The 26,012-nt window shown below is 41.1% G+C and carries 32 protein-coding genes, 1 tRNA gene and 1 pseudogene; 30 read left to right on the top strand and 4 right to left on the bottom strand.

Annotated elements, in window-relative coordinates:
* Positions 1 to 42 precede the first annotated feature (42 nt).
* From rplB to rplQ, 20 genes are all read left to right on the top strand, one after another.
* Positions 43 to 888 (top strand): 50S ribosomal protein L2, encoded by an 846-nt coding sequence (gene rplB / locus PARA125_RS00380; RefSeq protein ID WP_213156760.1) that lies wholly within the window; start codon positions 43 to 45, stop codon positions 886 to 888.
* Between the two features lie 2 nt (positions 889 to 890).
* On the top strand, positions 891 to 1,154 hold the full coding sequence (gene rpsS, locus PARA125_RS00375; protein ID WP_213156759.1) for a 30S ribosomal protein S19: 264 nt from the start codon (positions 891 to 893) through the stop codon (positions 1,152 to 1,154).
* Positions 1,155 to 1,165: 11 nt separating this feature from the next.
* Positions 1,166 to 1,501 carry a 50S ribosomal protein L22 gene (gene rplV, locus PARA125_RS00370; RefSeq protein ID WP_213156758.1) on the top strand — a complete coding sequence of 112 codons (336 nt, stop codon included), beginning with the start codon at positions 1,166 to 1,168 and terminating at the stop codon, positions 1,499 to 1,501.
* A gap of 11 nt (positions 1,502 to 1,512) precedes the next feature.
* Positions 1,513 to 2,163, top strand: coding sequence for a 30S ribosomal protein S3 (rpsC, locus tag PARA125_RS00365; RefSeq protein ID WP_213156757.1), 651 nt, complete (start codon positions 1,513 to 1,515; stop codon positions 2,161 to 2,163).
* A gap of 14 nt (positions 2,164 to 2,177) precedes the next feature.
* The gene (rplP, locus tag PARA125_RS00360; protein WP_006342216.1) at positions 2,178 to 2,597 is read left to right on the top strand and encodes a 50S ribosomal protein L16; all 420 of its coding nucleotides are present in this window, start codon (positions 2,178 to 2,180) and stop codon (positions 2,595 to 2,597) included.
* A 10-nt stretch (positions 2,598 to 2,607) separates the two neighbouring features.
* Complete coding sequence (gene rpmC, locus PARA125_RS00355; protein WP_213156756.1) at positions 2,608 to 2,823, top strand: 50S ribosomal protein L29; 216 nt, start codon at positions 2,608 to 2,610, stop codon at positions 2,821 to 2,823.
* A gap of 7 nt (positions 2,824 to 2,830) precedes the next feature.
* Complete coding sequence (gene rpsQ, locus PARA125_RS00350) at positions 2,831 to 3,073, top strand: 30S ribosomal protein S17 (RefSeq protein WP_213157484.1); 243 nt, start codon at positions 2,831 to 2,833, stop codon at positions 3,071 to 3,073.
* A gap of 113 nt (positions 3,074 to 3,186) precedes the next feature.
* Positions 3,187 to 3,552: a 50S ribosomal protein L14 gene (rplN, locus tag PARA125_RS00345; RefSeq protein WP_213156755.1), complete on the top strand. Its 366-nt coding sequence runs from the start codon at positions 3,187 to 3,189 to the stop codon at positions 3,550 to 3,552.
* Between the two features lie 2 nt (positions 3,553 to 3,554).
* Positions 3,555 to 3,929, top strand: coding sequence for a 50S ribosomal protein L24 (gene rplX, locus PARA125_RS00340; RefSeq protein WP_213156754.1), 375 nt, complete (start codon positions 3,555 to 3,557; stop codon positions 3,927 to 3,929).
* 3 nt (positions 3,930 to 3,932) lie between these two features.
* A complete protein-coding gene (gene rplE / locus PARA125_RS00335) occupies positions 3,933 to 4,490 on the top strand; it encodes a 50S ribosomal protein L5 (protein ID WP_213156753.1) in 558 nt (185 codons plus the stop codon).
* Positions 4,491 to 4,507: 17 nt separating this feature from the next.
* Positions 4,508 to 4,909 carry a 30S ribosomal protein S8 gene (rpsH, locus tag PARA125_RS00330; RefSeq protein WP_213156752.1) on the top strand — a complete coding sequence of 134 codons (402 nt, stop codon included), beginning with the start codon at positions 4,508 to 4,510 and terminating at the stop codon, positions 4,907 to 4,909.
* A 64-nt stretch (positions 4,910 to 4,973) separates the two neighbouring features.
* Positions 4,974 to 5,519 carry a 50S ribosomal protein L6 gene (rplF, locus tag PARA125_RS00325; RefSeq protein WP_213156751.1) on the top strand — a complete coding sequence of 182 codons (546 nt, stop codon included), beginning with the start codon at positions 4,974 to 4,976 and terminating at the stop codon, positions 5,517 to 5,519.
* Between the two features lie 63 nt (positions 5,520 to 5,582).
* Positions 5,583 to 5,954: a 50S ribosomal protein L18 gene (gene rplR, locus PARA125_RS00320; RefSeq protein ID WP_213156750.1), complete on the top strand. Its 372-nt coding sequence runs from the start codon at positions 5,583 to 5,585 to the stop codon at positions 5,952 to 5,954.
* A 40-nt stretch (positions 5,955 to 5,994) separates the two neighbouring features.
* Positions 5,995 to 6,495, top strand: coding sequence for a 30S ribosomal protein S5 (gene rpsE, locus PARA125_RS00315; protein ID WP_213156749.1), 501 nt, complete (start codon positions 5,995 to 5,997; stop codon positions 6,493 to 6,495).
* Positions 6,492 to 6,947 (top strand): 50S ribosomal protein L15, encoded by a 456-nt coding sequence (gene rplO, locus PARA125_RS00310; RefSeq protein ID WP_213156748.1) that lies wholly within the window; start codon positions 6,492 to 6,494, stop codon positions 6,945 to 6,947. The genes rpsE and rplO overlap by 4 nt, the downstream gene beginning before the upstream one ends.
* 130 nt (positions 6,948 to 7,077) lie before the next feature.
* Positions 7,078 to 8,448, top strand: a complete 1,371-nt coding sequence (gene secY, locus PARA125_RS00305; protein WP_213156747.1) for a preprotein translocase subunit SecY — start codon at positions 7,078 to 7,080, stop codon at positions 8,446 to 8,448.
* Between the two features lie 78 nt (positions 8,449 to 8,526).
* Complete coding sequence (gene rpsM, locus PARA125_RS00300; RefSeq protein WP_013925471.1) at positions 8,527 to 8,895, top strand: 30S ribosomal protein S13; 369 nt, start codon at positions 8,527 to 8,529, stop codon at positions 8,893 to 8,895.
* Positions 8,896 to 8,996: 101 nt separating this feature from the next.
* Positions 8,997 to 9,320, top strand: a complete 324-nt coding sequence (rpsK, locus tag PARA125_RS00295; protein WP_502920481.1) for a 30S ribosomal protein S11 — start codon at positions 8,997 to 8,999, stop codon at positions 9,318 to 9,320.
* Between the two features lie 129 nt (positions 9,321 to 9,449).
* Positions 9,450 to 10,565: a DNA-directed RNA polymerase subunit alpha gene (locus tag PARA125_RS00290; RefSeq protein WP_213156745.1), complete on the top strand. Its 1,116-nt coding sequence runs from the start codon at positions 9,450 to 9,452 to the stop codon at positions 10,563 to 10,565.
* A gap of 14 nt (positions 10,566 to 10,579) precedes the next feature.
* Positions 10,580 to 11,008: a 50S ribosomal protein L17 gene (gene rplQ, locus PARA125_RS00285; protein ID WP_213156744.1), complete on the top strand. Its 429-nt coding sequence runs from the start codon at positions 10,580 to 10,582 to the stop codon at positions 11,006 to 11,008.
* 313 nt (positions 11,009 to 11,321) lie between these two features.
* On the opposite strand, the gene PARA125_RS00280 is transcribed toward rplQ, so the two are convergent.
* Entirely contained in the window at positions 11,322 to 11,549 is a 228-nt protein-coding gene (locus PARA125_RS00280; RefSeq protein WP_213156743.1) for a hypothetical protein, read from the bottom strand.
* Positions 11,550 to 11,730: 181 nt separating this feature from the next.
* Positions 11,731 to 11,922, bottom strand: a pseudogene (locus PARA125_RS10105) (transposase); the annotation flags it as partial.
* A 449-nt stretch (positions 11,923 to 12,371) separates the two neighbouring features.
* On the opposite strand from PARA125_RS10105, the gene PARA125_RS00270 reads away from it, so the two are divergent.
* Positions 12,372 to 13,319 (top strand): hypothetical protein, encoded by a 948-nt coding sequence (locus PARA125_RS00270; RefSeq protein ID WP_213156741.1) that lies wholly within the window; start codon positions 12,372 to 12,374, stop codon positions 13,317 to 13,319.
* A gap of 91 nt (positions 13,320 to 13,410) precedes the next feature.
* On the opposite strand, the gene PARA125_RS00265 is transcribed toward PARA125_RS00270, so the two are convergent.
* The gene (locus PARA125_RS00265; RefSeq protein WP_213156740.1) at positions 13,411 to 13,872 is read right to left on the bottom strand and encodes a Dps family protein; all 462 of its coding nucleotides are present in this window, start codon (positions 13,870 to 13,872) and stop codon (positions 13,411 to 13,413) included.
* A 381-nt stretch (positions 13,873 to 14,253) separates the two neighbouring features.
* Here PARA125_RS00265 and PARA125_RS00260 point away from each other — a divergent pair.
* The 6 genes from PARA125_RS00260 to cmk all read left to right on the top strand — a co-directional run bounded on the left by PARA125_RS00260 (position 14,254) and on the right by cmk (position 19,531).
* Positions 14,254 to 14,337: transfer RNA gene (locus tag PARA125_RS00260), tRNA-Leu, on the top strand.
* Positions 14,338 to 14,367: 30 nt separating this feature from the next.
* On the top strand, positions 14,368 to 14,994 hold the full coding sequence (locus PARA125_RS00255) for a thiamine diphosphokinase (protein ID WP_213156739.1): 627 nt from the start codon (positions 14,368 to 14,370) through the stop codon (positions 14,992 to 14,994).
* Between the two features lie 220 nt (positions 14,995 to 15,214).
* The gene (gene lepA, locus PARA125_RS00250) at positions 15,215 to 17,020 is read left to right on the top strand and encodes a translation elongation factor 4 (protein ID WP_213156738.1); all 1,806 of its coding nucleotides are present in this window, start codon (positions 15,215 to 15,217) and stop codon (positions 17,018 to 17,020) included.
* 175 nt (positions 17,021 to 17,195) lie between these two features.
* Positions 17,196 to 17,969 (top strand): polyprenyl diphosphate synthase, encoded by a 774-nt coding sequence (gene uppS / locus PARA125_RS00245; protein ID WP_213156737.1) that lies wholly within the window; start codon positions 17,196 to 17,198, stop codon positions 17,967 to 17,969.
* Complete coding sequence (locus PARA125_RS00240; protein WP_213156736.1) at positions 17,969 to 18,823, top strand: phosphatidate cytidylyltransferase; 855 nt, start codon at positions 17,969 to 17,971, stop codon at positions 18,821 to 18,823. Before uppS ends, PARA125_RS00240 begins: the two co-directional genes overlap by 1 nt.
* Positions 18,824 to 18,832: 9 nt before the next feature.
* On the top strand, positions 18,833 to 19,531 hold the full coding sequence (cmk, locus tag PARA125_RS00235; RefSeq protein ID WP_213156735.1) for a (d)CMP kinase: 699 nt from the start codon (positions 18,833 to 18,835) through the stop codon (positions 19,529 to 19,531).
* Positions 19,532 to 19,815: 284 nt separating this feature from the next.
* On the opposite strand, the gene PARA125_RS00230 is transcribed toward cmk, so the two are convergent.
* Positions 19,816 to 20,628 carry a substrate-binding periplasmic protein gene (locus PARA125_RS00230; RefSeq protein WP_213156734.1) on the bottom strand — a complete coding sequence of 271 codons (813 nt, stop codon included), beginning with the start codon at positions 20,626 to 20,628 and terminating at the stop codon, positions 19,816 to 19,818.
* 385 nt (positions 20,629 to 21,013) lie between these two features.
* Here PARA125_RS00230 and hemH point away from each other — a divergent pair, with 385 nt between their 5' ends.
* The 3 genes from hemH to PARA125_RS00215 all read left to right on the top strand — a co-directional run bounded on the left by hemH (position 21,014) and on the right by PARA125_RS00215 (position 25,980).
* Positions 21,014 to 22,000 carry a ferrochelatase gene (gene hemH, locus PARA125_RS00225; protein WP_213156733.1) on the top strand — a complete coding sequence of 329 codons (987 nt, stop codon included), beginning with the start codon at positions 21,014 to 21,016 and terminating at the stop codon, positions 21,998 to 22,000.
* A gap of 269 nt (positions 22,001 to 22,269) precedes the next feature.
* On the top strand, positions 22,270 to 23,619 hold the full coding sequence (gene dnaA / locus PARA125_RS00220; RefSeq protein WP_213156732.1) for a chromosomal replication initiator protein DnaA: 1,350 nt from the start codon (positions 22,270 to 22,272) through the stop codon (positions 23,617 to 23,619).
* A 714-nt stretch (positions 23,620 to 24,333) separates the two neighbouring features.
* Positions 24,334 to 25,980, top strand: coding sequence for an ankyrin repeat domain-containing protein (locus PARA125_RS00215; protein ID WP_213156731.1), 1,647 nt, complete (start codon positions 24,334 to 24,336; stop codon positions 25,978 to 25,980).
* The last annotated feature ends 32 nt before the right edge of the window (positions 25,981 to 26,012 follow it).

The following is a 26,012-nucleotide window of genomic DNA, read 5'->3' as shown; positions in this document are numbered from 1 at the left end:
GAAGCCAGCTGAAGAGCTTCACAAAAAAGGATTCATGAGCAGATGTTAAAAAAATATCGACCAATCACTCCAGGCACACGGCAGCTTGTGTTGCCATTAAATGAAAAGCTTACACGTGCAAACGATTACTCAAAAGCAACGGTAAAGCCTGAGAAATCATTATTGTCCCCAAAAAAACGGACAAATGGAAGAAACAATAATGGCCATATCACTTGCCGTCATAAAGGTGGAGGACACAAGCGTCAATATCGTTTAGTTGATTTCAAGCGAGATAAAGAAAATATTCCAGCTGTTGTCAATTCAGTTGAATACGATCCAAACCGTTCCGCATACATTGCGCTCTTGCATTATGCAGATGGGGAAAAACGCTACGTGATTGCTCCCGAAGGATTGAAGAAAGGGGATAAGGTTCAAACAAGTGACCAAGCACCTTTCCGCACAGGAAACTGCATGCGAATGATGGCTATGCCTCTGGGCTCCATTATTCATAATATTGAAATGATTCCGGGAAAAGGTGGAAAACTTGTTCGGTCAGCTGGACTGTCTGCACAGTTAATGGCGCGTAGCGGTGGCTATGTAACTGTTAGAATGCCTTCTGGTGAAGTGCGTATGTTTAATGAAAAATGCCGAGCAACTTTTGGAGCGGTTTCCAATTCTGAGCACAATCTTCGCGTAGAGGGAAAAGCTGGTCGTAAACGTTGGCAGGGAATCCGACCAACAGTTCGCGGTACCGCAATGAACCCAGTCGATCACCCTCACGGTGGCGGTGAAGGAAAGCACAAAGGAAATATTCCTCAAACTCCTTGGGCGCAATGCACACGTGGGCTCCGAACACGATCCTTGAAAAAATCGAATAAGTTCATTGTTAAAGATCGAAGGAAAAAGTAAATATGGCTAGATCCTTAAAAAAGGGCCCCTTTGTGGCTCACCATTTAAAGAAGAAAGTCGATGATCAAAATAAAGCTGGAACTAAGAAGTCCATTAAAACTTGGTCAAGAAGCTCAATGATCGTTCCAGAAATGATTGGACATACATTTGAAGTTCACAATGGGCGTAAATTCATTTCAGTGTTTGTATCTGAAAATATGGTAGGACACCGCTTAGGAGAGTTTTCACCAACACGCCTATTTAAGGGGCATCCAATTAAGAAATAAGGGTTGTTTCAATGAATTATGCAAAAGCGCTAAGTAAATATATTCGAATAAGTCCACGCAAAGCTCGTCTTGCTGCAGGGCTTATCCGCGGAAAATCTGTACCTGATGCGTTAGTTCAACTCCAATTCAGTGGATTGAGGGCAGGTAGGCTCTTGAAAAAAACGCTCGATAGTGCTGTGGCGAACGCAGAATCGCAACATGATCTTCGACGGGAACAACTGAAAGTTGCAGAAGTGCGAATCGACGCAGGGCCAATAATTAAACGTGCGAAACCTAAGAACCGTGGTGGCCGTCATCCAATCATGAAGCGAACTAGCCATTTCACCGTTGTTGTTAGCGCAGAATAAGGAGTATTCTTATGGGACAAAAAGCCAATCCAATTGGACTTCGCTTAATACGCAATCGTAAATGGCGTTCGAAGTGGTTTGCAAACAAGCTTGAATTTGGTAGCCATGTGATCGAGGATCATCGGATTCGCGAATATTTGATGAAAAAGCCGGCTTGTGTAGGAACCTCTCAGATCCGCATTTGCCGCATGAGTGATAAAATCGAAATCACCATTTGCACCGCACGCCCAGGCCTTGTAATCGGGAAAAAAGGGGCAGAAATTGACACTCTTAAAACCGAATTATTTAAGCTTACCGGAAAAGAAGTTTGGATTGAAGTAGAAGAGATCAAACGCCCTGATTTAGATGCCAAAATTGTAGCTGATGGAATTGCAAAACAGCTTGAGCGACGAATTGCATTCAGACGCGCTATGAAAAAAGCCATGCAATCTGCTATCGATGCAGGCGCTCTCGGAATTAAAGTGCAAGTTTCTGGTCGCTTGGGTGGAGCTGAAATCGCACGAACTGAATGGTACAAAGAGGGCAGCACTCCGCTCCATACCTTAAGAGCAGATATTGATTTTGCTTACGGCCGTGCTGAGACAACCTATGGAAGCATTGGCGTCAAGGTTTGGATCTACCGAGGCGAAGACACACAACCAACTAGACAGCCAACTGAGTAAGGAGGATTAGGGTCATGGCATTGATGCCTAAACGAACAAAATTTCGAAAGCTTCAAAAAGGGCATTTTTCTGGAATCAGCAAAGGCGGATGCTTTGTTCACTTTGGTGAATTCGGCATTCAAGTTTTAGAAAGAGCCTGGGTAACCGCTCAACAGATTGAAGCCTGCCGTGTAGCCATTAATCGCTACTTTCAGCGACGTGGAAAAGTGTGGATACGTATTTTCCCAGACAAACCCGTAACAAAAAAACCAGCCGAAGTGCGTATGGGTAAAGGAAAAGGCGCTGTAGACCATTGGGTAGCAGTTGTTAAACCGGGGCGTATTTTATTCGAAGTGGGCAACGTACCAAAAGTTTTAGCGCAAAACGCTCTTAGACGCGCAGCGGCTAAGCTTGGAATTAAAACTCGATTCGTCGAGCGTGTAGAACAAGTGTGAGGTTAGTAAAATGTCTAAAGCTCGTGAACTAATTAATCAATCGCTAGATGAACTTCAAGCTTCTTTAAGTGACAAACAAAAAGAACTGTATGCTCTAGTAGTTGCAAAAAAAAATACAAAAAAACTTGAGAAGCCTCATCGTATTCCTTCTCTTAAAAAGGATATCGCACGGCTTCATACTGTGATTCATGCTAAAACATTGCAAGAACAGTCGCATGCTGTGTGAGGACGTAATGCAAGAAAATCAATCAAAGCGAAAAGTTAAAAAAGGGACAGTTCTATCTAATAAGATGGAAAAAACCGTTGTAGTGCAAGTTAGCCGTACCTATCCACATCCTCGTTATGGGAAAGTGGTGACGCGCAACAAAAAATACTATGCACACAATGAATTAAGACCATTACAAGTGGGTGAACAAGTAACAATTGAAGAAACACGGCCCCTCTCAAAGTTAAAAAGATGGAGAGTGGTTGCCTAATCGTTCGTATCCACTGGCTTTAAGCGGATTACCTAATAAAGCCTGAACGTCATTAAAATTATAGTGCTGCTTAAAGTGTAGCAAATACGGTAAAGTTCGGAGTTAATTTAATTATGATTCAACAAGAAACCAAACTTAAAGTAGCTGACAACTCAGGAGCTAAGCGTGTAAAATGCTTTAAAGTTCTCGGTGGATCTAAAAGACGTTATGCAAGTGTTGGTGACATTATTGTTTGTTCAGTTCAAGAAGTGGAACCAGGTGCAAGCGTAAAAAAAGGCGATGTAGTGAAAGCAGTCATCGTTAGAACAACTGCAGATATCACACGTGAAGATGGAACAGTTTTACGTTTTGATACAAATAGCTGCGTTCTAATTGACGAGAAGAAGAACCCGATCGGGACGCGCATTTTTGGACCAGTTGCTCGCGAGCTGCGTGCAGAATTTTTGAAAATCGTATCTCTGGCACCTGAGGTGATTTAGAAATGAGAGAAAAAACTATGAATAAAACTTCTGTATGTAAAAAGTTCAAAAAAGGTGATCGTGTTGTGGCAATTGCAGGAAACGATCGTGGAAAAGTTGGCACAATCCTCAGATGCAGTGGCGACAGAGTGGTTGTGCAGGGGCTCAACGTGCGCAAAAAGCATGTAAAAAAATCTGAGCAAAATCCAGCGGGGGGAATCTTGCCGTTTGAGCAATCCATCCATGTTTCCAATTTGAAATTGTGTGTTGCTGAAGATAAAGGGGTGAAGTTGCGTACTCGAGTTGACCAAAATGGAAACCGAGAATTATACTATAAGCTCGATGGTCAAGATGTCACTTATCGTTCACTTAAAAATTCAAACAGCAAGAAGAGTTAAAAAATGTCTAGGTTAAAAAAGCGGTATCTGGAAACAGTCAAGCCCGAGCTGCAAAAAAAATTTGGGTATACAAATCCATGTCTGATCCCCGTTTTGAAGAAAATTGTGATCAACATGGGAATTGCAGAAGCAAGTAAGGATAAAAATGCGATTCAAGATTGTGTTAACGAGTTAACACTTATCTCAGGACAAAAGCCAATTATCACGAAAGCTAGAAAGGCGATCTCAAACTTTAAGTTGCGCGAAAAGCAGCCAATTGGAGTTAAAGTTACCCTTCGTGGACAGCGAATGTTTGACTTTCTTGATCGTTTCTGTAATATTGTATGTCCTCGCATACGAGACTTCCGTGGTTTTCCTTCAAAGTGTGATGGCCTCGGAAACTATACGCTCGGATTGGATGACCAACAAGTGTTTCCGGAATTGAATCTCGATGATGTAAAAAAGACACAAGGGATGCATATAACCTTCGTGACAAGTACATCCAAGGATGAAGAGTGTGTGGAATTGCTTCGTTTACTTGGACTTCCGTTTAAAAATTTACCTGTATCGGTAGCAGCTTAAGAATAGGAGAAGGAATTATGGCAGTTAGCGACCCAGTAGCCGATTTCCTCACAAGGATTCGCAATGCGAGTAAGGCACAACGCCGTTATGTTGTGATTGGCTGGAGCAAACTCAAAGAAGGTATTGCGGAAATCCTTAAAACCCAAGGGTTTATCGAAAGTTATCTGATTGAGAAAGATGAGAATCACCGTGGGATCATGAGAGTTTATTTGAAGTATACAGAAAGACGTGAGTCTGTCATTAAAGGTCTAGAAAGAGTTTCTAAGCCAGGCCTACGTCGATATGTAAGACATGATGATATTCCGTTTTTCTATGGCGGCTTAGGCTTGTCCATTTTGTCCACTTCGCAAGGATTACTTCCTGGAGGCGAGGCTAAAAAAAGAAAAATTGGTGGCGAACTTTTGTGTCGAGTTTGGTAACTTCAATCGATGTGAACAGCTGCCTGTCGCGTGTAAGCAAGCAGCTTTATAAGGAGTAAAGGAAATGTCGCGTAAAGGAAAACTTCCCATCTCAATCCCAAGCGGTGTTGAAGTTAAAGTCAATAATGGGGAAATTTCTGTAAAAGGGCCTAAAGGTTCTTTGCATGGGAAAATCTTTCCTGAAATTGCAATAAGCATTGAAGGGGATGAAGTTCATGTGCAATTGACAGAAGAAGCAAAAGATGCAGGAAATTTGCACGGCCTTTATCGCTCTCTTGTTCAAAACATGGTGACAGGAGCACATAAAGGTTTTCAAACTCGCTTAGAAATGATTGGGGTCGGATATCGTGCATCCGTGCAAGGACAGCTTTTGGACCTACAGCTTGGTTTTTCGCATCCAACTAAATTGCCTATCCCTCAGGGCATTCAAGTTGAAGTAGCGGAAAAAAATACTGTGATTATTGTTTCTGGTGTAGATAAACAAAAAGTTGGACAGTTTGCCGCAACAATCCGCGCTATGAGACCTCCTGAGCCCTACCAAGGAAAAGGTATTCGCTATTCAGGAGAGTATGTTCGCAGAAAAGACGGAAAATCAGCTTCCAAAAAATAATGCTCATTTATTGCGTATGGGATTGTTTAAGCAATAAAGTACAAATTGTTTAATAAGGTTGTTATGAGATCAGAACTTATTAGGATTCAGGCGATTCGCAAAAAACGAACAATGCGAATTCGTAAAAAAATTCATGGGACCAGTGTGGAACCACGTCTGTGTGTTGTTAAGAGCAACAAGCATTTACAAGTACAGTTGATTGATGATGATGCTGGAGTAACTCTTGGCTCAATTGCAACGTTCTCCAAAGAATATCGCGAAAGCGAGTTTGGCAAAAAAAGCAAGCAGGCTGCCCGCAAATTAGGGGAGCATATTGCAAAGATTGCATCTGAGCAGAACATTAAAGCAGCTAAGTTTGATCGTGGTCCAGCTAAATTCCACGGGGTTTTAGCAGAACTTAAAGATGCAGCAGTTGCTGCTGGATTGAAGTGCTAATAGCGCTGGCATCATTTTCAATTAATTTTAGGATGTTTAAATGATAAAACAAGCAGAAGGCCAAAAAAAAGAAAAAAAGGGCAGCGAGCTGACTGAGAAAGTGCTCTATATTAATCGCTGTTCAAAAGTTGTTAAGGGTGGGCGTAAATTTAGTTTTTCCGCTCTTATTCTGGTTGCAGATGGGAAAGGAAAGATCGGTTATGGCTTTGCTAAAGCGAACGAATTGACCGATGCAATCCGTAAAGGTGGGGAAGCTGCAAGAAAGAACCTTGCTTCCTACGAAATGGAAGGGACAACCATTCCTCACGAAGTCACAGTTACTTGGGATGGAGCTACAGTGATGCTAAAGCCTGCTCCGGAAGGTTCTGGAGTGATTGCAGGCTCTAAAGTACGTGCTGTATTGGAAATGGCTGGTTATACAGATGTAATGGCTAAAAATTTGCGTTCAAGTAATCCACTTAACATTGTAAAAGCAACTTTCAAAGGTTTATCTTTATTGCGCAGTCGTCAAAAGATGAAACAAATTAGAGGTTTAGCATGATTACACTTGGAACATTAAAAAATGATTTGCGTGGACGAAAACAAGTTCGACGCGTAGGGCGTGGAATCGGTTCTGGTGTTGGTAAAACTTGTGGCCGTGGTCAAAAAGGAGCGGGAGCGCGTTCCGGCTATAAGCGTCGCTTAGGTTATGAAGGTGGTCAGTTTCGCCTCTTTGCAAAACTTCCGATTCGTGGGTTTTCCAATGCGCGCTTTAGAAAAGAGTTAGACGTTGTCAATTTAAGCCAAATCGAGCAAGCCTATCAAGATGGCGAGGTTGTAAATGCTGAAACATTGGCAAGTAAGGGTCTTTTAAGCGGCCGTACTTATGGGATAAAAATTCTCGGTGATGGCGAATTAACAAAGAAAGTATCCTTTGAAGTGCACAGCTTGTCAGCAACTGCACGCGATAAACTCCAAAAAGCGAAAATTAAGTTTCAACTTTCGAAGTCCTAATTTGCTGTGCACTTTTTTGTATTCATGCAAAGCTTCGATTGAAAACATCACTTAATTTTATGCTTGGTTGTGCGATTTCAAGCAGTTTACAATAGATCCAACGGAAAGTTAAAGCTAAGGATTAAATGCGATGTTTAGTGAAGTGCAACGAGTCTTTCAAATTCCTGACTTGAGAAATAAAATTCTATTTACCTTTCTCATGCTGTTTGTATGCCGGATAGGAGGATTTATTCCTATTCCAGGAATTAACGGTGAAATAGCAGTCAGTTTTTTTAGGCATGCGACAGGAGGAGGCCAAAATCTCTTCCAAATGGTAGATATATTTTCAGGGGGAGCCTTTTCCCATATGACGGTCATTGCCTTGGGAGTCGTTCCCTATATTTCTGCTTCTATTATTTTGCAGCTGCTCGTTGCTCTTTGGCCCTCTCTACAGCGCGAATTGCGTGAAAATGGGGAAGTGGCAAAGCGAAAAATCAATAAGATGACTCGTATGTTGACAGTTTTGCTGTCTATTTTGCAATCGGGATTGTTTGCAAGATATGCTCTCCAAATCAATATGTCAAAGCCAGGGATTGTAGCTGGTGAGCTTTTAGATGTGCAAGCTTTTGGATTTCCATGGCTTTTTTATCTGATTGCGATTGCCACGATGACGACAGGTACGGTCTTTTTAATGTGGGTTGGCGAGCAAATTACAGAACGGGGAATTGGAAATGGAATGAGTTTGATTATTACTCTGGGAATCCTCTCTCAAATCCCTACGGCTTTGGGGCTGATTCTTCAGCAATTAAACTTGAATTCCCAAGAACCTGGGCAGATGAATTTAGCAAGTGTCCTTGTTCTAGTTGCGGTATTTGTGCTGGTTACGATCGCTACCATTCTGATCATTCAAGGGCACAGGCGAATCCCCTTGCAGTATGCAAGACGTGTGGTGGGGAGAAAAGAAGTGCAAGGGGGCTCTTCCTATATTCCACTTAAAGTGAATTATGCGGGCGTTATCCCTGTTATTTTCGCTTCTTCTTTGCTATTATTCCCGGCTACTCTTGGAACTTTTTTAGGTCATGGAAATTGGTTGGGAGAGGTTGCGAGCTGGATTTCCCCTGGCAGTAGTGTGTATATGGCGTTGTTTGTGCTGCTCATCGTCTTCTTTACCTATTTTTGGACAGCCACTCAGTTTAGACCTGATCAAATAGCCTCTGATATGAAGAAAAATGGAGCTTTTATTCCAGGTGTTCGACAAGGGAAGCCAACGCAAGACTATTTGGAAAGCACGATGAATAAAATTACGTTGCTCGGAGCAATCTTTTTGGCTGGAATTGCCATTCTTCCCACATTAGTGGGGCGTTTTTTAGCGATTCCACAAACAATTAGTTACTTCTTTGGAGGAACTGCGTTGTTAATCCTCGTGGGGGTTGTTTTAGATACAATGAAGCAAATTGAGTCTCACCTTCTGATGAAGCGCTATGACGGTTTTATGAAGCGTGGACGGGTTAGAGGAAGATAAGAGTGTTTTCTTTTGAAGAAAAAGAGCACGTGTGGTAAATTATCAAGTTCAATTTCATGTAATTAGTAGGAGATTTGAATGCCTAGAATTATCGGTATCGACATACCGGATAATAAAAGATTAGAAATTAGTTTGACATATATCTATGGATTAGGTCGTCGTCTAGCTAATGAAATTATTGCAAAGCTGGGTCTAGACCCTAATATGCGTGCCCACAAATTGACAGAAGATGAGATTGCAAGTATTAACGCCTTGCTCCAGTCTCAGTATGTGGTTGAAGGGGATCTCAAACGTCAAGTTCAAAATAATATCAAACGATTAATTAGCATCCATTCCTATCGTGGGCAAAGACATCGCGTTGGACTTCCAGTTCGTGGACAACGCACTCGTACTAATGCTAGAACGAGAAAAGGCCGTCGTAAAACAGTTGCTAATAAGAAAAAATAAGAGAGGAGTGAATCACTTTGTCTAAGCAGGTCGTAAATAAAAAAGCAGCTGTAAAGCCTAAAAAGAAGTTACATGCACATGTTCCATCCGGAGTTGTACATGTGAAAGCAACTTTTAACAATACGATTGTATCTATCACCGATCCTAATGGGAACGTGGTCTCTTGGGCCAGTGCAGGAAAAGTTAACTTCTCCGGTTCGCGTAAATCTTCAGCATTTGCAGCAACTGTTGCCGCTCAAGACGCAGCAAAACTTGCAATGGCTGCCGGAATGCGTGAAGTGGAAGTCAAGCTTAAAGGGCCAGGTGCAGGACGTGAGTCGGCTGTAAGAGGTTTGCAAGGGGCTGGATTGTTAATTACTTCAATCCGTGACGTGACTCCTTGTCCCCATAATGGTTGCAGGCCACCTAAAAGACGTCGAGTATAACTATTTTTATCTGCAATGTGAATCATCCATGATTTAAGGCAGAATTAACGCTAGAATCTTTCGAGTCTTTGCGAATCAACTCTCGAAGAGCGAAAACAGTTTATTTTATTTTTTATGAGGAGTGACTTCATGGCAGTCAAGTATGGTAAGTTTGAAATCCCTCAGCAAATTTCTGTGGATGAGGAAACGCTAAGCCAGACGTTTGGTCGTTTTATTGCAGAACCTTTTGAAAAAGGGTTCGGCCACACTGTGGGAAATTCTCTCCGCCGCATGATGCTTTCTTCACTTGAAGCGCCTGCTATTGTTTCTGTACGAATTGAAGGAATTTCTCATGAATACATGGCGATAGAGGGAATTGTTGAGGATATGACAAATATTATCCTTAACTTGAAAGGGGCGTTAATACGCAAGCTTCCCCTAGATGAGACACCCAACTCGCGGGATGATCGGATTGTGACCTCTATTTTAGAAATTACACAGGACGATCTCGATAAAAATCAGGGAAAATATCCCGTTACATTAGGCGACGTTTTTACAGAGGGAAATTATGAAGTTGTGAATCCTCAGCTTCACTTATTCACTGTAACGCAGCCGATGAAAAGACAAATGGACTTGCGCGTTGTCATCGGACGTGGATACGTTCCTTCAGATCGCTTGGACGTTCATGGGAAAACTTCAGATGAGATTTTAATTGATGCAGCTTTTTCTCCAGTCCGATTGGTTAACTATGCAGTAGAAAATACACGGGTGGGACAAGACACGGATTTTGATCGATTACTTCTAGAAATCACAACCGATGGCCGCATCACACCAGCTGAGGCCCTTGCCTTTGCTGCCCAAATTGGCGTTAAACACATGTCGGTGTTTACCCACATCAATCCGCACATGTTGCTATTTGATGAAGGACAATCACGCGATGATGCAGATCAAGATGCGATTATGTCTAAGCTTGCATTGCGGATCGATGAAATTGAGTTATCAGTTCGTTCTACCAATTGCTTAAGTGGAGCTAATATCGATACGATTGCTGAGCTTGTTTCTATACCTGAGCGTCGTATGCTTGAGTTCCGTAACTTTGGGAAAAAATCTTTGAATGAAATCAAAGCCAAATTAACTGAAATGGGACTTCACCTCGGAATGGATTTATCTAAATATGGGATAACTGCGGATAACGTTAAAGAAAAAATAGCCCAGTACCATAGAGAAGCTAAAGACAAATCAGATGTATTAAAAAGTGAAGAATAGTTAGGTATATTATTATGAGACATAAGAAAAATACGTGTAAACTTGGCCGAACATCCTCTCATCGCAGAGCTATGTTTGCCAATATGTTGAAATCTTTGATTGATGAGGAGCGCATTGTCACGACTGTTGCCAAAGCAAAAGCTTTGCGCAGTTTGGCAGATCAAATGATCACGCTTGCTAAAAAAGATACCCTTGCCACTCGCCGACAAGCAATTGCAGATTTGATGATTTGCTTTAATCCTTTGACAGACAAAGAAGAAAGAGCTGCTCGCAACGGCGATACAAGTGCTTATAATACAGACCGTAGAGTAATTAAGAAATTATTTGGCGAATTAGGCCCTCGTTTCACAGAACGTCAAGGCGGTTATACACGTATTATTAAAAGCAAAAGACGCGTGGGCGATAATGCACAAACTTGTGTAATTGAATATCTAGCTAACTAATATTCTCTTGCTCGCTTTTTAGTTTGAACCTCACAAGCTTCTTGTGAGGTTTTTTTATTTCTTAAGAGGCTTGTTGCGTAAATTCATTGAATGCCAGCTTTTTAAGGCAAGCCGGATTATTGCCTATTTTTTCCAGTCGCGATCCAATAGGCTTTCCAAGCTTTGTCACCCTATTCATTACCGCATATTTAACATATAACTCAGCACGTTGGTAGGCTAATTTCCTTGATCGGAAGTTCCCTCCAAAGGCTTGCTTAAAGCGGTACATGGCAGTTTCTGCAAGTGAGCATTTATGATAGCCGAAAAGCTTCTTTCAAAGAGACCTTGCTGCGCCATCTTCTCCGCAACCTTGAATGCTCCTTAAGGCATCCTTTCTTTGTTTCATCCACGGCTTACTAGCCTGATTGCCCAACCTACCTTCTTTTCTTGGAGGCACTAAAGGAATGAGGTCTTTAGCATGGCATAATCGATAAAAAGCTTGCCTGTCATACGCGCCAACCCCATAAATATTTCTCACGCTTTTTGGCAGGTTGGGCGCCACCTGCTTGGCTGCTTTTAGTCAATTCACTTAAAATGATCTCATGCGAGTTTGAACAGATTGCCAAATGAATTTTCCGCCAACATCTGCGTTTACTCTTGCCATGTTGGCGCGCTTTCCGCTCACTTCTCATAAACCTTCACTCTCGAAGAGTCAAAAACAATCTCTGTCGGACGCTTATAATTTAATTTCTTAAGGGCCTGCCCAGCTCTTTAGCACGCCGACAGATAGGTATACAACAAGGAATAGACAACTTTAAGGCTATCAAAGCCGTAAGTGATAAGAGAAATCCTCGCAGAGCCCTAAGAGGCAAGTGATAGACAGCGCGAATTGTGAGCGCACAAAGCATCGCACCATTGGAATAAACCTTGGGGCGTTCTTTCTTCCTCGTTTAGTTAGTTTCCTGCCATCCATCCATTGCTTCGGTGGAAAACCCTAAAGTTATACTTCCCCTTTGAACTAAAGCTTTGTTATGCTGGGACCCATTGCGTATGCGGTAAGTGAGCTTTTTTCCATAGCCTGCCTAAATTTTTTTTGTAGCGGACTAAATTTATAGCTTTTAAATGTCAAAGGGTAAGTTTACCGCAGGCGCTTTCTCCCATTTCCCCATTTACGCCACAAGACCTAAAAATACAGCGTTTTAAATTTGCTTTCCGAAATAGGTGAAAAAAGAAGTCATTAAAAATTCTTTCCCTATTTCCCTGAATTTCTTAGGAATTTTTTATGATAAACATTTTAGCTAAAAATTGACAAAATCATCACTCAACTGCTAGGATGCCCTTACATTTTATTAAAAAAAGTGTGCGGATTGGATTGAGGGCTGGCATGCGGCAAAAATATCTGACAAAAATTTTATGCTTACTCCTGTTTGTTTGCTGTGTTTATGGCGGGGGAAGACTTTACTATTATCTTACGGATGGTTTTTCTCCAGACAATATTGTCACCTCCTTTGCTTATGACCCTCGTTGGAATATGCGCCCCTTGCAAAAACAGGAGCAAGAAAATTTAGATCAAATTTTAAAACAACCTTTTTATTATTTAGGAAAAGGTTGCCAATCGTACGTATTTGAAAGCCAAGATAAGCAATTTGTTATAAAGTTTTTCAAATACCAAAGGTATAGGCCGAAACCTTGGCTAGAGTGGTTTTCTTTTATCCCTTTTGTCGAGGAGATGCGTCAGCAAAAAATGAAAAAAAAGCAACAAAAGCTGGAAAGAGTTTACTCTAGTTGGAAATTAAGTTTTGATCATTTGCAAAACGAAGGGGGGCTCATCTATGCGCATCTAAATGATCATCGCGATTTAAAAAAACGCCTAACGTTGTATGACAAAATGGGGTATAAGCATTCTGTAGATCTAGACTCTATGCAGTTTCTCATTCAAAAAAAAGCCTCAATGATTTGCCCCACGCTTGATACGTGGATGGCTCAAGGAAAAGTTAGAGAATGTAAACAACTTTTAGGGGATTTGACTGAAATGATTTTATCTGAACACGAGCGAGGCTTTGTGGATGAAGATCATGCTTTGATGCAAAATACTGCCGTATTAGAGGGAAAGCCTATTCATGTGGATGTGGGCCTATTTTCACAGCGAGAGGAGGTTAAAAATAAAGATGTTTCGCATGAAGAGCTTTTTAAGAAAACCTTTAAATTTCGCCTCTGGCTCCAAAAACAGCATCCAGAACTTGGGAGTTATTTAGAGCAAAAACTATATGCTGTTATGGGAGAATCCTTTTTAAGTATGGAGCTTACCGAGCTCACCCAACGGGGGGCTTGAGATATAACCAGATGCAGGCTGAATATCTTGACAATAGAGCTAACGGGCGATCGATTAAGCTTTTTAACTTAAAAAGGATGTTAGTAAAACTTTACTTTTCTTTAAAATGGCTTTGCAGCATCCAATGGTTTTTTTCATGGGCGCGTAACCGTTGGATAAGCATATCTGCCGTTCCTTCGTCTTGAAGGGTTTGGGCTTCTTCGATTTTCTTGCGCACGGTTTTGATGAGCGCGGCATGGTCGTTGATGAGTATCTGCAGCATTTCATCTCCAGATAACCCTCCTTCTGCCTCGGATAAAGAGCCCAATTCAAGGAATTTTTTCATGGTTGCTGGAGACTTGCCATTTAGCATCCGCATCCTTTCTGCAATTTCATCCAGGGCTTCTGCGAGTTCTGCATACTGGTCTTCTAACATTTTATGTAAGGAATAAAAGCGCGGGTCTACCACATTCCAATGAAAATTTTGCGTTTTAACATAGAGGATGTAAGTATCGGCCAATACTTGCGCTAAACTCTTGCAAATAGGTTCTGACTTTAAATCGGATGTTTTCATTAAACACTCTCTCTTTTAACTTTAAAGGTAAAAATCTAAAAGTTTTGAAAGCTGGGGGTTACTCCCTTTATAAATTTCCCTACTGCCTGCCGACATTTGGGAGCCAACTTTTGCGGGAAAACCTGATTAATCCCAGCCTAAAATTTTTGATAAATTCGTGTAAATGTTTATTTAGTTGAGAGCTGACAATTTTTGTAAGGGAAAAAGGAGAGCGAATAACAGATGGACGGTACCTTTTAAAAAAACGAGTGGGAAAAATCCCCCTTTTGGCTGGTTAAGAAGTTTGTTTAGAGGGCAATACGCCTGTTGGAAATGTTTAGAAACCAACTATTTTATTTTACAAAAAATATCCGATCCTCTATAAAGGCTTACTTATTACTTGCGGCCATGGCGGAATTGGTAGACGCGCTAGATTCAGGTTCTAGTCGGGGTAACTCGGTGGATGTTCGAGTCATCTTGGCCGCATCTTTATAAGTCAGTTTAAAACGATGTCAAATGCACAATCAAGCTGCTCTTATTACAAATGGGGAAATTTGGGATCTAAAATGGAGCTCCTTACAGATCCGACGTTTTCCATTCTTGGCCGCTGTGGATGGGGGATTAAATCATTGCTTTAGCATGCAAATTAAACCCGATCTTCTTATTGGAGATTTGGATTCTGTTTTGCCCCACGTGCTTGAATTTTATTCTTCCGTACCCTGTGTAAAATTTCCTTCTCTTAAAGATGAGACCGATCTCGCTCTCGCTGTTCAAATTCTTTTAAAAAAAGGATTTAATTCTATTTTTATATTTGGAGCTGGAGGAAATCGGATGGACCATACTTTAAGCAATATCCATTTAATGCACCGCTATTCCTCCCAGGTTAAAATGGTATCGGAATTCGAAACGTCGTTTTTTTTAAAAAAAAGAGAAACTTTGCACACATTTCCTGGGCAAAGAATTTCCCTTATTCCCTTTAATGGTCCCGTTTTAGAGGTTTCCTCTAAAGGGTTAAAGTGGGAGCTCACTCGGCAAACATTAGATTCCTCTTTTTTAAGCCAATCCAATTGTTGCCTGGGAGAGAAAGTGGAACTCACCTTTGAGCAAGGAAGCTTGCTCTGCTGCTTGCAAAATCAAAATTAGGCTTGTCCCCTCGTTTTGATGCATGAGGGGAAAACAGCCTGCAAGAAGTTAACTCCCTCAATCCAATAGGAATTTCTTTTTTATTTATCTCTTGAATTCTTATCTAAAATGCTTTAATTTTGTCTATTTGAAGCAATTTTTTTCGAGTTAATTGAAGCCTACTAAAGGGAGGCAATTAACTCTCATACCTAACCTTTTTCAGAATAAAGTAGATTTTTGCATGTATACCTATGACCGCCAGAAGATACGAAACTTTTCTATTATTGCCCATATTGACCATGGGAAGTCCACTCTGGCTGATCGGCTCCTAGAGTTAACCCATACGGTAGAAGCAAGGAATATGCAAGAACAATTGCTCGATGACATGGACTTAGAGCGAGAACGAGGGATTACCATCAAGGCCCATCCGGTGACGATGTATTACCAAGCTAAAGATGGCGAAACCTATCAAATTAATTTAATCGATACTCCCGGACACGTCGATTTTTCCTATGAAGTTTCCCGTTCTCTAGCAGCTTGTGAAGGGGCTCTTTTGGTAGTGGATGCGGGGCAAGGCGTGCAAGCGCAAACATTAGCAAATGTGCATTTAGCTATCGAAAGAGATTTAGAAATTATGCCTGTCATCAATAAAATTGACCTTCCTACAGCCAATGTGGAAGAAGTTAAAAAGCAAATTGAAGAGGTAATTGGCATTGATGCCTCTGAGGCGATTTGCTGTTCAGCAAAATCCGGAATAGGAATCGAGGGAATTCTAGAGGATATTTTAAAAAAAATTCCGCCTCCTCAAGAGCCTAAGGATGGTTTATTGCGAGCATTGGTATTTGACTCTCACTACGATACCTATCGGGGAGTTATGGTTTATGTACGGATTATGAGCGGGGAGATCAAAAAAGGGTCTCTCATTAAAATGATGACGAATGATCGGGCATTTGAAGTTTTAGAAGTTGGGGTGTTTGCTCCAAACGAGCGGCCTGTTCCTGAACTGCGCTCAGGCGAAGTGGGGTATATCATTGCCAACATCAAAAAAACATCGGATGTGAAGGTGGGCGATACCATCACCCTTCAAAAATATCCCGCAGCAGAACCGCTCCCAGGCTTTAGGCATATTTCTCCCGTGGTATTTGCAGGGATTTATCCTATTGACTCTACAGATTTTGAAGCTTTAAGAGATGCTTTGACTAAGTTGCAACTCAATGATACGGCTTTGCATATTGAGCAAGAAAGCAGCTTGGCTTTAGGTTTTGGATTTCGCTGCGGATTTTTGGGGCTTTTGCATTTGGAGATTATTTTTGAAAGGATTCAGCGAGAGTTTGACCTCGACGTGATTTCCACCGCGCCCAGTGTGATCTATCGCTTTTTGCTTTCTGATGGACAAATTTTAGAAATTGATAATCCGGCTCATTATCCCGATCCCACTTTTATCGAGACAGTTGAAGAGCCTTGGGTGAAATGTCATATTATCATCCCAGCGGAATATTTAGGCGCGATCATGAGCCTCGGGATGGAAAAGCGGGGAAATTGTATTAAAACGGAAACATTAGATTCTAAGCGTTTACTTTTGACCTATCGTTTCCCCTTAAATGAGATCATTACCGACTTTAACGATAAGCTTAAATCGATTACGCGGGGTTATGGATCCTTTGATTATGAATTTGACTGCTATGAACCGAGCGATATCATTAAACTGGAAATTCGTGTGAATGAAGAACCGGTTGATGCCTTCTCTTGTTTAGTGCACCGTACTAAAGCTGAAAGTAAAGGGCGAGCAATCTGTGAAAAACTCGTAGAAGTGATCCCTCAGCAGCTGTTTAAAGTCCCCATTCAAGCTGCTATTGGAGGGAAAGTTGTGGCACGAGAGACCATCAAAGCCTTGTCTAAAAATGTGACAGCAAAATGTTACGGGGGAGATATTTCTCGCAAAAGAAAACTTTGGGAAAAACAAAAGAAAGGAAAAAAACGGATGAAAGAGATCGGAAAAGTGAATATTCCGCAAAGTGCTTTCATGGAAGTTTTAAAAGCCGGATGATAAAAAAAAGAGGTAAGCGGATTGAGGCGGCATTTTCCATCCTATCAAGAAAAGGTCTAAGAGATTTAGCTATTTTTTAATCTAAATGGATAAAATCTATGCCGCAAATTTGCTTTTTAGGTATGTTTGCATAATTAGTGTGCTGAAATGATAAAACCCTACGCTTAGTGAATGTATGTTAAGTTCAACCACCATCTGCTCTCCACCGACTGAGTCTATTTATCAAGCTAAGGATTTAATAGGATATGATCGTTCCATTGCTCCGAGACATGTAGCGATTATTCCTGATGGAAATCGACGTTGGGCCAAAAAGCAACAAGCTTCGGCAAAAGTGGGGCACAGAGAAGGCGCGGATAACTTGATTGAAATAGTCAAAGCCTGCAAGGAATTGGGAATACAGGCGGTAACATTTTATGCCTTTTCCACAGAAAACTGGGCGCGGCCTCAAGAAGAGGTGCAAGCCTTAATGTGGTTATTAGATGTGTACCTCACCGAACAGCGGGGAACTATGCTAAAAGAAGGGATCCGCTTTGATACCATAGGAGATTTGTCAAAAATTCCTGAAAATGTGGTCGAGACGATTACGAAAACCAAGCAATTCACCAAACAATGCGATCAAGTTCGGATGATCCTTGCCGTAAATTACGGAGGAAGAGATGATATTTGCCGCGCTGTCAATAGGCTTGTCAAGGATTATCAAAAGCAAGAAGGTGTGGCAGAAAAGATCACGGAAGAAGTGATCGCGAGATATTTAGACACAGCTAATATGGAAGATCCAGATTTGCTTATTCGCACAAGTGGTGAATGGAGAATTAGTAATTTTTTGTTGTGGCAGATTTCTTATACAGAGGTTTATATCACCGATGTGTTATGGCCTGACTTTACTCCTTTTCATTTGTTAGAGGCTTTGTATGATTTCCAAAAAAGGAAACGGAGGCTAGGGGGATAATGTCGCAAAATTTAAAGCAAAGACTCTACTATAGCTCATTGGGTATTCCCCTCCTTATTTTTCTAATCTCTTTTTCCCATTATTCATTCTTTCGTCCCCTTTTTTCGTTGGCTATCTCGGCTACTGTGGGAATATCGGTTTGGGAGTATTACCAAATGGGCAAAGCCAAAGGCTTTCAACCCTTGGCGACCGTAGGGATTGTTTTTTCCGTCTTGTATGTTTACTCTGTTTTTTTGAGTACTCAATTGCAAGATGCCCAAATACTTCCCGAGCTGACTTTGTGGATCACCTTGTTGACTCTTTTTATTTATAGTCTTTATGGGGGGGCCTTTCCTTTTATTAATCTGGCTATCACGCTTTTTGGAATGGCTTATTTGGCTATTCCTCTCAGCTATACATTATCGATCAATTATTTCCCCTTTAATGGGGCAGAAGATGGGCGTTGGTGGTTATTTTATTTGTTGCTGGTCACAAAATCGACCGATACCGGCGCATTTTTTATTGGAAAGTTATTTGGGAAGTACCGTATGGTCCCTTATATTAGCCCAAAAAAAACTTGGGAAGGGGCGTGGGGAGGTCTTTTTACCTCCGTTGCAATTAGCATCATTTTTTACTTGTGCCTGCACCTTCTATTCCCTAAATCCCCGATCACTTTATCGGGTTGGGAAAGCATTTGGTTAGCTTGTTTGATCTCAACTCTAGCTCAAATTGGAGACTTAGCAGAATCTTTGTTGAAAAGAGACACGGGGATTAAAGATAGCAATCAGCTCCCAGGGCTTGGGGGAATGCTTGATATGGTCGATTCCCTTATATTCACGCTTCCTCTTTTGTATATTTTTCTTAAAATTCATTGAGAGTTCAGTATGATCATTACAATTGATGGCCCCATCGCCACAGGCAAAAGTACGATTGCAAAAACCCTAGCAGAAGAAATTGGGTATATCTACTTTGATACAGGTGCTATGTATCGCTGTTTGACGTATGCGTACTTAAAAGAAAAGGTGAATTTAGATCAGCGGGAAGAGCTGATGGCATTTTTGGATCGCTTTCAATTTGATATGAAAATTCGGCATCGGGAACGTTTCTATTACGTAGGCGATGAAGATGTGACAGATAAAATTCGAGGAGCAGAAGTTACGGAGGCTGTATCGAAAGTTTCAGCTAACCCTGAGGTGCGTGAAAAGCTTGTGAATATTCAGCGAACGTTGGCTGTGGGAGTAAATGCTGTTTTTGAAGGGCGCGATATGGGCACTGTCGTTTTTCCTGAGGCTCGTATTAAGGTTTATCTTGTGGGCGATCCAGAAACCAGAGCGCGGCGCCGTTATGAAGAGCTGCGCAAAAAATACCCGAAAGACTCGGAAGGATTAACTCTCCAAAAAGTATTAGAAGATATTAACGAACGAGATCGACAAGACTCAACTCGCGCCATTTCTCCTTTAAGGCAGCCTGAAGGGGCCTGTGTGATCGACACCTCTACTCTAACCATCGACGAGGTGGTGCTTAAAATATTAGAATATAAGGATTCCTTGCGCACTCATATTCCTGCTGACGCCGGGCAATAGGGATTCCTTCTTTTCATCCTTCCTTGGGAAGAAGGGGCGTTATTTAGCATGCGCCTTCATTCTGAGGATCGCGTTGTAGATGGCTCCCTCTCTTTTAAGCTTTTTTTCCTTTTATCCCTTTAAAAGGAAATTCTGAAAAAGCTTTTGCCAGGCTGAGCCTGCCACTCACACGGCATTTCGAAATTAAAACCTATACTGGAGGAAAAGGAAGCGTTCTGCAATCCTCCGCCTCGCCTTTATTGAAAAGTTTTGAAATTAAACGGGGGAGGAAAGAGATCGATTGTTTAAATTTGGGCAAGGCCCCATTTGGTAAGGAGCTTTTGATAGTCTCCTTTTTCTTTGACCTTTTTAAGCCCTTCATTGAAGCGGGTAAGTAGATAAGACTGAGCAATTCCCTGCTTTGCGACAAGTCTAAGCCCTTCATTTGTTAAAGGAGGGGGAATGAGTTTTAGCTGCTTAGCGTAATAGCCTTGAGCATAAGTATGCGCAGTAAATAAATCTGTGACAACTCCATCAATTTTATCTTGCAAAAGCTGATCAAAGGCGAAGGTAATTTGATCATAAGGAGCAATCATGGAAGGATATTGAGCCATATTAGAAACGAGTGAGGTTCCTCTTTGAACTCCTACAATTTTGCCTTCCATATCGGCCAAAGACTTTGCGGAGGAATCTTGGGCCACCACCAGTACAGGTCCCACTGAAAAAAATAGAGCGGAAAATTCATATTTTTGCCGATTAAATTGATTAGGCATTAAAGGAGATAAAACGGCGTCGTAATCTCCTTTTTCCAAATTTTCAAATAAGGTATGCGAATGCACATCCGAAATTTCAAAATGGAACCCGCTTTCCTTTGCTACAGCAAGCAATAGCTCATTAGTAAAAGCGACCATTTTTTTTTCATTGCCTTGTAGCTGTAAAGGGTACCAGGTGGGGTCTCTTCCAATTCGAAAAACTTTGTATTCAAGTGAACGATGGCTTTGATTTCCGCTGAAAAAGAAATAAGCCAATCCGATTAACACCGCGATAAATACTAAAAATTTCCTCCCGGTAGGCTTAATTTCAGGGAGAGGGGAATTAAAAAGTTTGAATCGTTTCATCGTTTAAAAATTTTTAGTGGTTCGTGGAGAGTGCTAATATAAAATTTTTCAAATAAAAAACAAAGAAAAATCCCCTTTAAAACGATTCTTGTCTGATTTAAAACAATGTTTCTGCCTGTTTACCTCTCAAAAAATAAAGCAGGCCTTATTTTGCTGAATTCGGCTTAAAATTAAAGAGGAATCCTTGCAAGAAATTGGATTTTAAATTTTTATGCCTAGGGAAGGCAAGAGCGATTTTGGCAAAGGAAGGGTTTTTGAAAATAAAAGCTCCCGCGTGCCACAAAAAATAACCTGTGCGTTATGTTAAAAGGGATTTACATTCAAAAAGAAAACTTAAAGTTCAAGTAATCAAAGGGGAATATGACCGGTATCATAGGGGGTGATTATGGATCATAAGAAAAAAGGATATCTTCTTGTTAATTTTGGAGGCCCACGATCGGAAGAGGAAATTCGACCTTTTTTGGAAAGTTTGCTCACCGATCAAGAGGTGATTCGTACAGGCTTGCCAGAATTTTTGCACCGCTTCATCTTTAAAAGAGTGGCAAAAAAGCGGGCTGCCAAAATTTCGAAAGAATATGCGCTGATGGGAGGGAAATCTCCTATTTACGAAGATACAGAACTTTTAGCAGAATGTTTAAGGGAAAAACTACAGGCTCCTCTCTTAACCTTTCACCGTTATTTGCCGGCCACCCATGCGGGATTTTTAAAGAGCATAGAAGAAATGGAATGTGATGAAATTCGAGTATTCCCTCTATTTCCGCAATTTACTTATGCTACTACGGGGAGCGTGGCCTGCTGGTTTGAGCGTTTTCTTCCCTCTAGGATCACGCTGAAAATGCGGTGGATTAAATCCTATGCCGCTTATCCGACCTTTATTCAAGCGCACCAACAGCATATCCAAGATTTTCTGGCAAAAAATCAGCTACCCGAACAAGAGGTCATTTTGCTTTTTTCGGCCCACGGCATTCCGCTGCAATTTGTAGAAACAGGCGATTTATATCCCGATGAATGCGCAGCTTCTGTTAGCGCTGTGATGCAAGCTTTTCCTCATGCAATCGGCCGTTTAGCTTATCAATCAAAATTTGGACGGGGGGAGTGGCTAAAGCCTTATACCGTTGATGTATGTGAGGGGATTCAAAAGTGGTGCAAAGGAAGAAGCCATGTGGTTTTTATTCCCATTAGCTTCACTTCGGACCACATTGAAACGTTGGTTGAAATTGAGAACGAATATATGACGAAAATCCGCGCTGCTGGTTTGTATGCTTACCGAGTGCCGTGTTTAACTCTTAATCCCCTTTGGATTCAGGCCATTATGGAGCTTTTTGAAAGAAGCGATTACTGTTTAAACCAGATGTTAGTTCGCAAGAAATAAGGAAGATGCAAAGGTTTCAAGCCCATCTATTTAAAACAAGCTTATTTTAATAAGTTTTTGAAAATTAAAGAGTTCCAAAAAGGCCAGCCATATAAGTTCCTTTTTAAAAAATTCCGCAGTTTGATAATCAATGAGTTACTAAAATTCAAAGGGTATTGAATGATAATTTGCTTGCAGGCTAAGAGCTCTCATGGTAGATTCCCTCACGTAACAAGCCCTGGCAATGATGTGGAAACGTTGTTCATAACTCAAAGAAGGACTAAATAACTATGTCAGCAAACGATACCCAGAACGGATGGGACCAATTTTTAAAATACGTAAAAGGGCATTGCTCAGCTGCTGCTTTTGGAAATTGGTTAGCTCCTATTAAAGTTCTAGAATCGATAGGCGAAGAGATTTCTCTTGAGGTCCCGAATGTTTTTGTTAAAGAGTACCTTCTTTCAAATTATAAGAAAGAATTAAAGCTTTTCTTTCCAGTCACGGCTACTGGAGAACCGCAAATCGAATTTGTGATTAGCGCACCGGAGAAAAAGACCACGGTTATTCCGCCTTTAAATGCGACTCCTCAACCTGTTCAGCAAAATACCCACTCCTCGCATGAGGTCAAGCTCAACGAAAATTACCGTTTTGAGACCTTCATCGAAGGGCCGACCAATATGTTTGTCAAGTCAGCGGCGATTGGGGTGGCCACTCGCCCCGGACAATCTTATAATTTGCTATTTATTCACGGAGGCGTGGGTTTAGGAAAAACTCACATTTTACATAGCATTGGTCACTATGTCAAAGATCACCATAAAAAGTTGCGCGTGCAATGCATTACCACCGAAGCTTTTATCAATGATTTAGTGGATAGCTTGCGCAATAAATCTGTGGATAAAATGAAACGTTTTTATCGCTCAGATGTGGATGTTTTGCTAGTGGACGATATCCAATTCTTGCAAAATCGGCTCAACTTCGAAGAAGAATTTTGCCATACATTTGAGACGCTGATTAATCAGAAAAAACAAATTGTGATCACTAGTGATAAACCTCCGTCGCAGCTTAAGCTTTCAGAACGTTTGATTGCTCGAATGGAATGGGGGCTGGTAGCCCATGTCGGTATGCCAGACCTTGAAACGCGCGTGGCCATTTTGCAACATAAAGCTCAACAAAAAGGGCTTGAAATTCCGAATAATGTGGCTTTTTTCATCGCTGAACATATCTATAATAATGTGCGTCAACTAGAAGGCGCCGTTAACCGTCTTTGTGCGCACTGCAAGTTATTAGATCTAAATATCACGGAAGAACTCGTAGAGAAAACTTTACGTGAAATGATGCAGCAAGCGCCCAACAAAAAAATATCCGTCGAGCAAATTCTTAAGAGTGTGGCGACCGTTTTTCAGGTGCGCGTCAATGACCTGAGAGGATCTACCCGGACAAAAGATATCGCTCTTCCTCGCCAAGTCGCGATGTATCTAGCTTATAAGATGATTAATGAATCTCTCCAGATGTTAGGGGCTTCTTTTGGAAAAACCCATTCTACGATTTTGCATGCATGCAAAACGATTGAAAAGAAAGTGGCCACTAATGAAATTCTCAGAAGACAAATTGGGATGGTTGAACGCAATATTGCTGCCTAACGCAACGTTTGTGGAACCAGAGCACCGAGAGGGCATCGCTCGCTAAGGCAGCTGTCATCCGCAAAACCATGGGGTATAATAAATAGCTTTCCTATAGGAAAGCTGCACGCCCCTTATCCTTTCACCCTAAAAGCAGGATCCTTTTTCTCCTAATCTAAGGCTGCCTGTTTTGCACTTAAGATAAGTCAGAGCAAAAAGCGTACCTGTAATTCTTCTAATAGGCAAAATCTCCGTCAGGATTCTCCAACTTCAAATCCATAGAATGCGATAGAGAAGGCTATCGTATTCACCTTCTTGCCAGCTATTCACTCAAACCTTCTGTTTTAATGAAGGCCTTGCTTGAAAGGCTCCTATTCCAGGAAAATTCAAAAAATTCCTCAAGCGCTCAAGACAAGCAATAGAGATAGTCATCTTTGACCTCCTAATGCTTCGAGGAACCCCTTGTGGTGTTAGATAATCGATTGCACAGCCGCTATTTCCAAAAATTTAAAAAAAAATTTAAGAGAATGAGTGCTGTCTTTTACCTCGACCTTAGAGGAGGAGGCTTTCATGCAGCCTGCTGATAATGGCAACTTTTTAAAACTTTAATTTATTATTGGGCAATAGAATTTTATTAAGGATAGCCGTTCATTAGTTTAAATTAGTTTGTTCTTAACAAAAAGTGTGATTTGCTTTATAGTTTTTTTTGATAATTTATTTTTTTGAGGAGATATTATGCCTAATACGGATCGCCTAGCCAGCGGAAGTTCTGCTCTAGAATTGCATGCGCAACTAGCAGCTCTGGCAAAAGAAGTTCAAACCAATAAGACTATTTCCACAAACTTACGAGCAAGAAAGTGGGATGGAAGAGTTTGGCGCTGGATTACAAACCTTTTAGCAATCATCGGAATTAAGTTCGAAAGAACCCACTCTATCCATGTCGCTAAAAAATTAAAAAGGTTTGTAGAAAAGAATGAGGCTCTTTTTGATAAAGCTTACAAAGCTGATAACTTGGAAAATTTGAAAACTCTTTTCAAGAGGGTGTTGTGGATTGACCGGAGCTCAAACAAAAGTACGCGAAGTAAGAGCTATACGGCTTTATATGAAGAATACCTAAAATTCATCCAAACGAAGGAACATTCTGAAGCAGGCAAACCCGAAGAAAGCCATTCTACCTCCACAATCTCTGAGAAAAAGAGGGAAGAGTATTCTCCCCACAGCTTGGGAGATAGCAAGCAGGCAGAAAACGAGAAACCCTTTTTAGAAAGGCATGAAGAGGCCACGAATAGCCTGGAAGTAAAAGGGGATGCTTCTAAAAATGTTAAAGAATTTCTACCAAAGGATCCTCCTAAAGAAGATAAACCTGCAGAGGGTGATTCTACCCCCACAATTTCCGAGAAGACGAGAGAAGAGTATTCTCTTCACAGCTTGGGAGATAACAAGCAGGCAGAAAAAGAGAAATCCTATTCAGAAAGGTATGTAGAAGCCTTGGACGTCCTGGCAGAAAAAGGATATGCTTCTGAACACGTTAAAGAATTCTTAAAGGTAGTTTATCCAGGGAAAGAATCCCTTGCCGAATGGGCTGTAAAGTTTCGCGAGGTCCCAGATTTAGTAGAACAGTTGAGAAAAACTGTTAAAAATTTATCAGAAAATACTACGAAGAATGCGCGTTACCCCACGGCGCAACGTATTGAAAATAGCCATGCCTCTCGCTTAAGGCATATTCTGACCATTGCTGTAGCTTTGCCTTTTAATGAAAAAATTGAAGCCTTAATTGGCCAGGTCGCCACTTATCCCGTGGATGCTGTTCGCAAGCACGATGTTCAAAAGATCCTTTATAAGGTTGCAGAGACAGCTATTAGGTTAAAAAATAGGCCTTTCTTCGATTTTATTTTTAAAAAGGAAATTGAAAAGGAAGAAATTGAGAAATTTTGGCAACTCATTCTAAAGTATCCCCATGAATTTGAAGATCTAGAGGTAGAAGAAAATAGGATTGTGTGGAAGAGTGCAATATGCTCTGAAGCTACAAATCGCTCTCTCACGCGACTGCCTCAATCAGTATTTCATGTGTTTGCTAGGCAAGAAGGCTTTTCAAAATTTGCTCAAAAATTAGGCGAGAAATTCCTTCAACAAAAACCTGAGTTATTAAATTTCATTGAGGGTTTTAGGCAGCAGTCTCCCTTGCACACTGCAGCTTATGCAAATAATTATAAAATGGTAGTGTGGCTGCTTTCAAAAAATCCAGAGCTGAGTTTGACAAATGACGAAGGACAGAATGCTTTAAAAATTGCGCACGATAAAAAGCATGCTAAAATTGTCCATGCTTTGCTTGCAGCGGACCCAACTAAAAAGACTTGGCAAGCCGCTGGCTTGGATAAGTAACTTTGGATAAGTAACTAAGGATATGTTTTCTA

It is taken from the genome of Parachlamydia sp. AcF125 (assembly GCF_018342475.1).
Lineage (GTDB): Bacteria > Chlamydiota > Chlamydiia > Chlamydiales > Parachlamydiaceae > Parachlamydia.
Note: the sequence above shows the minus strand (reverse complement) of the source record. Positions and strands in the feature narration are given on the sequence as shown.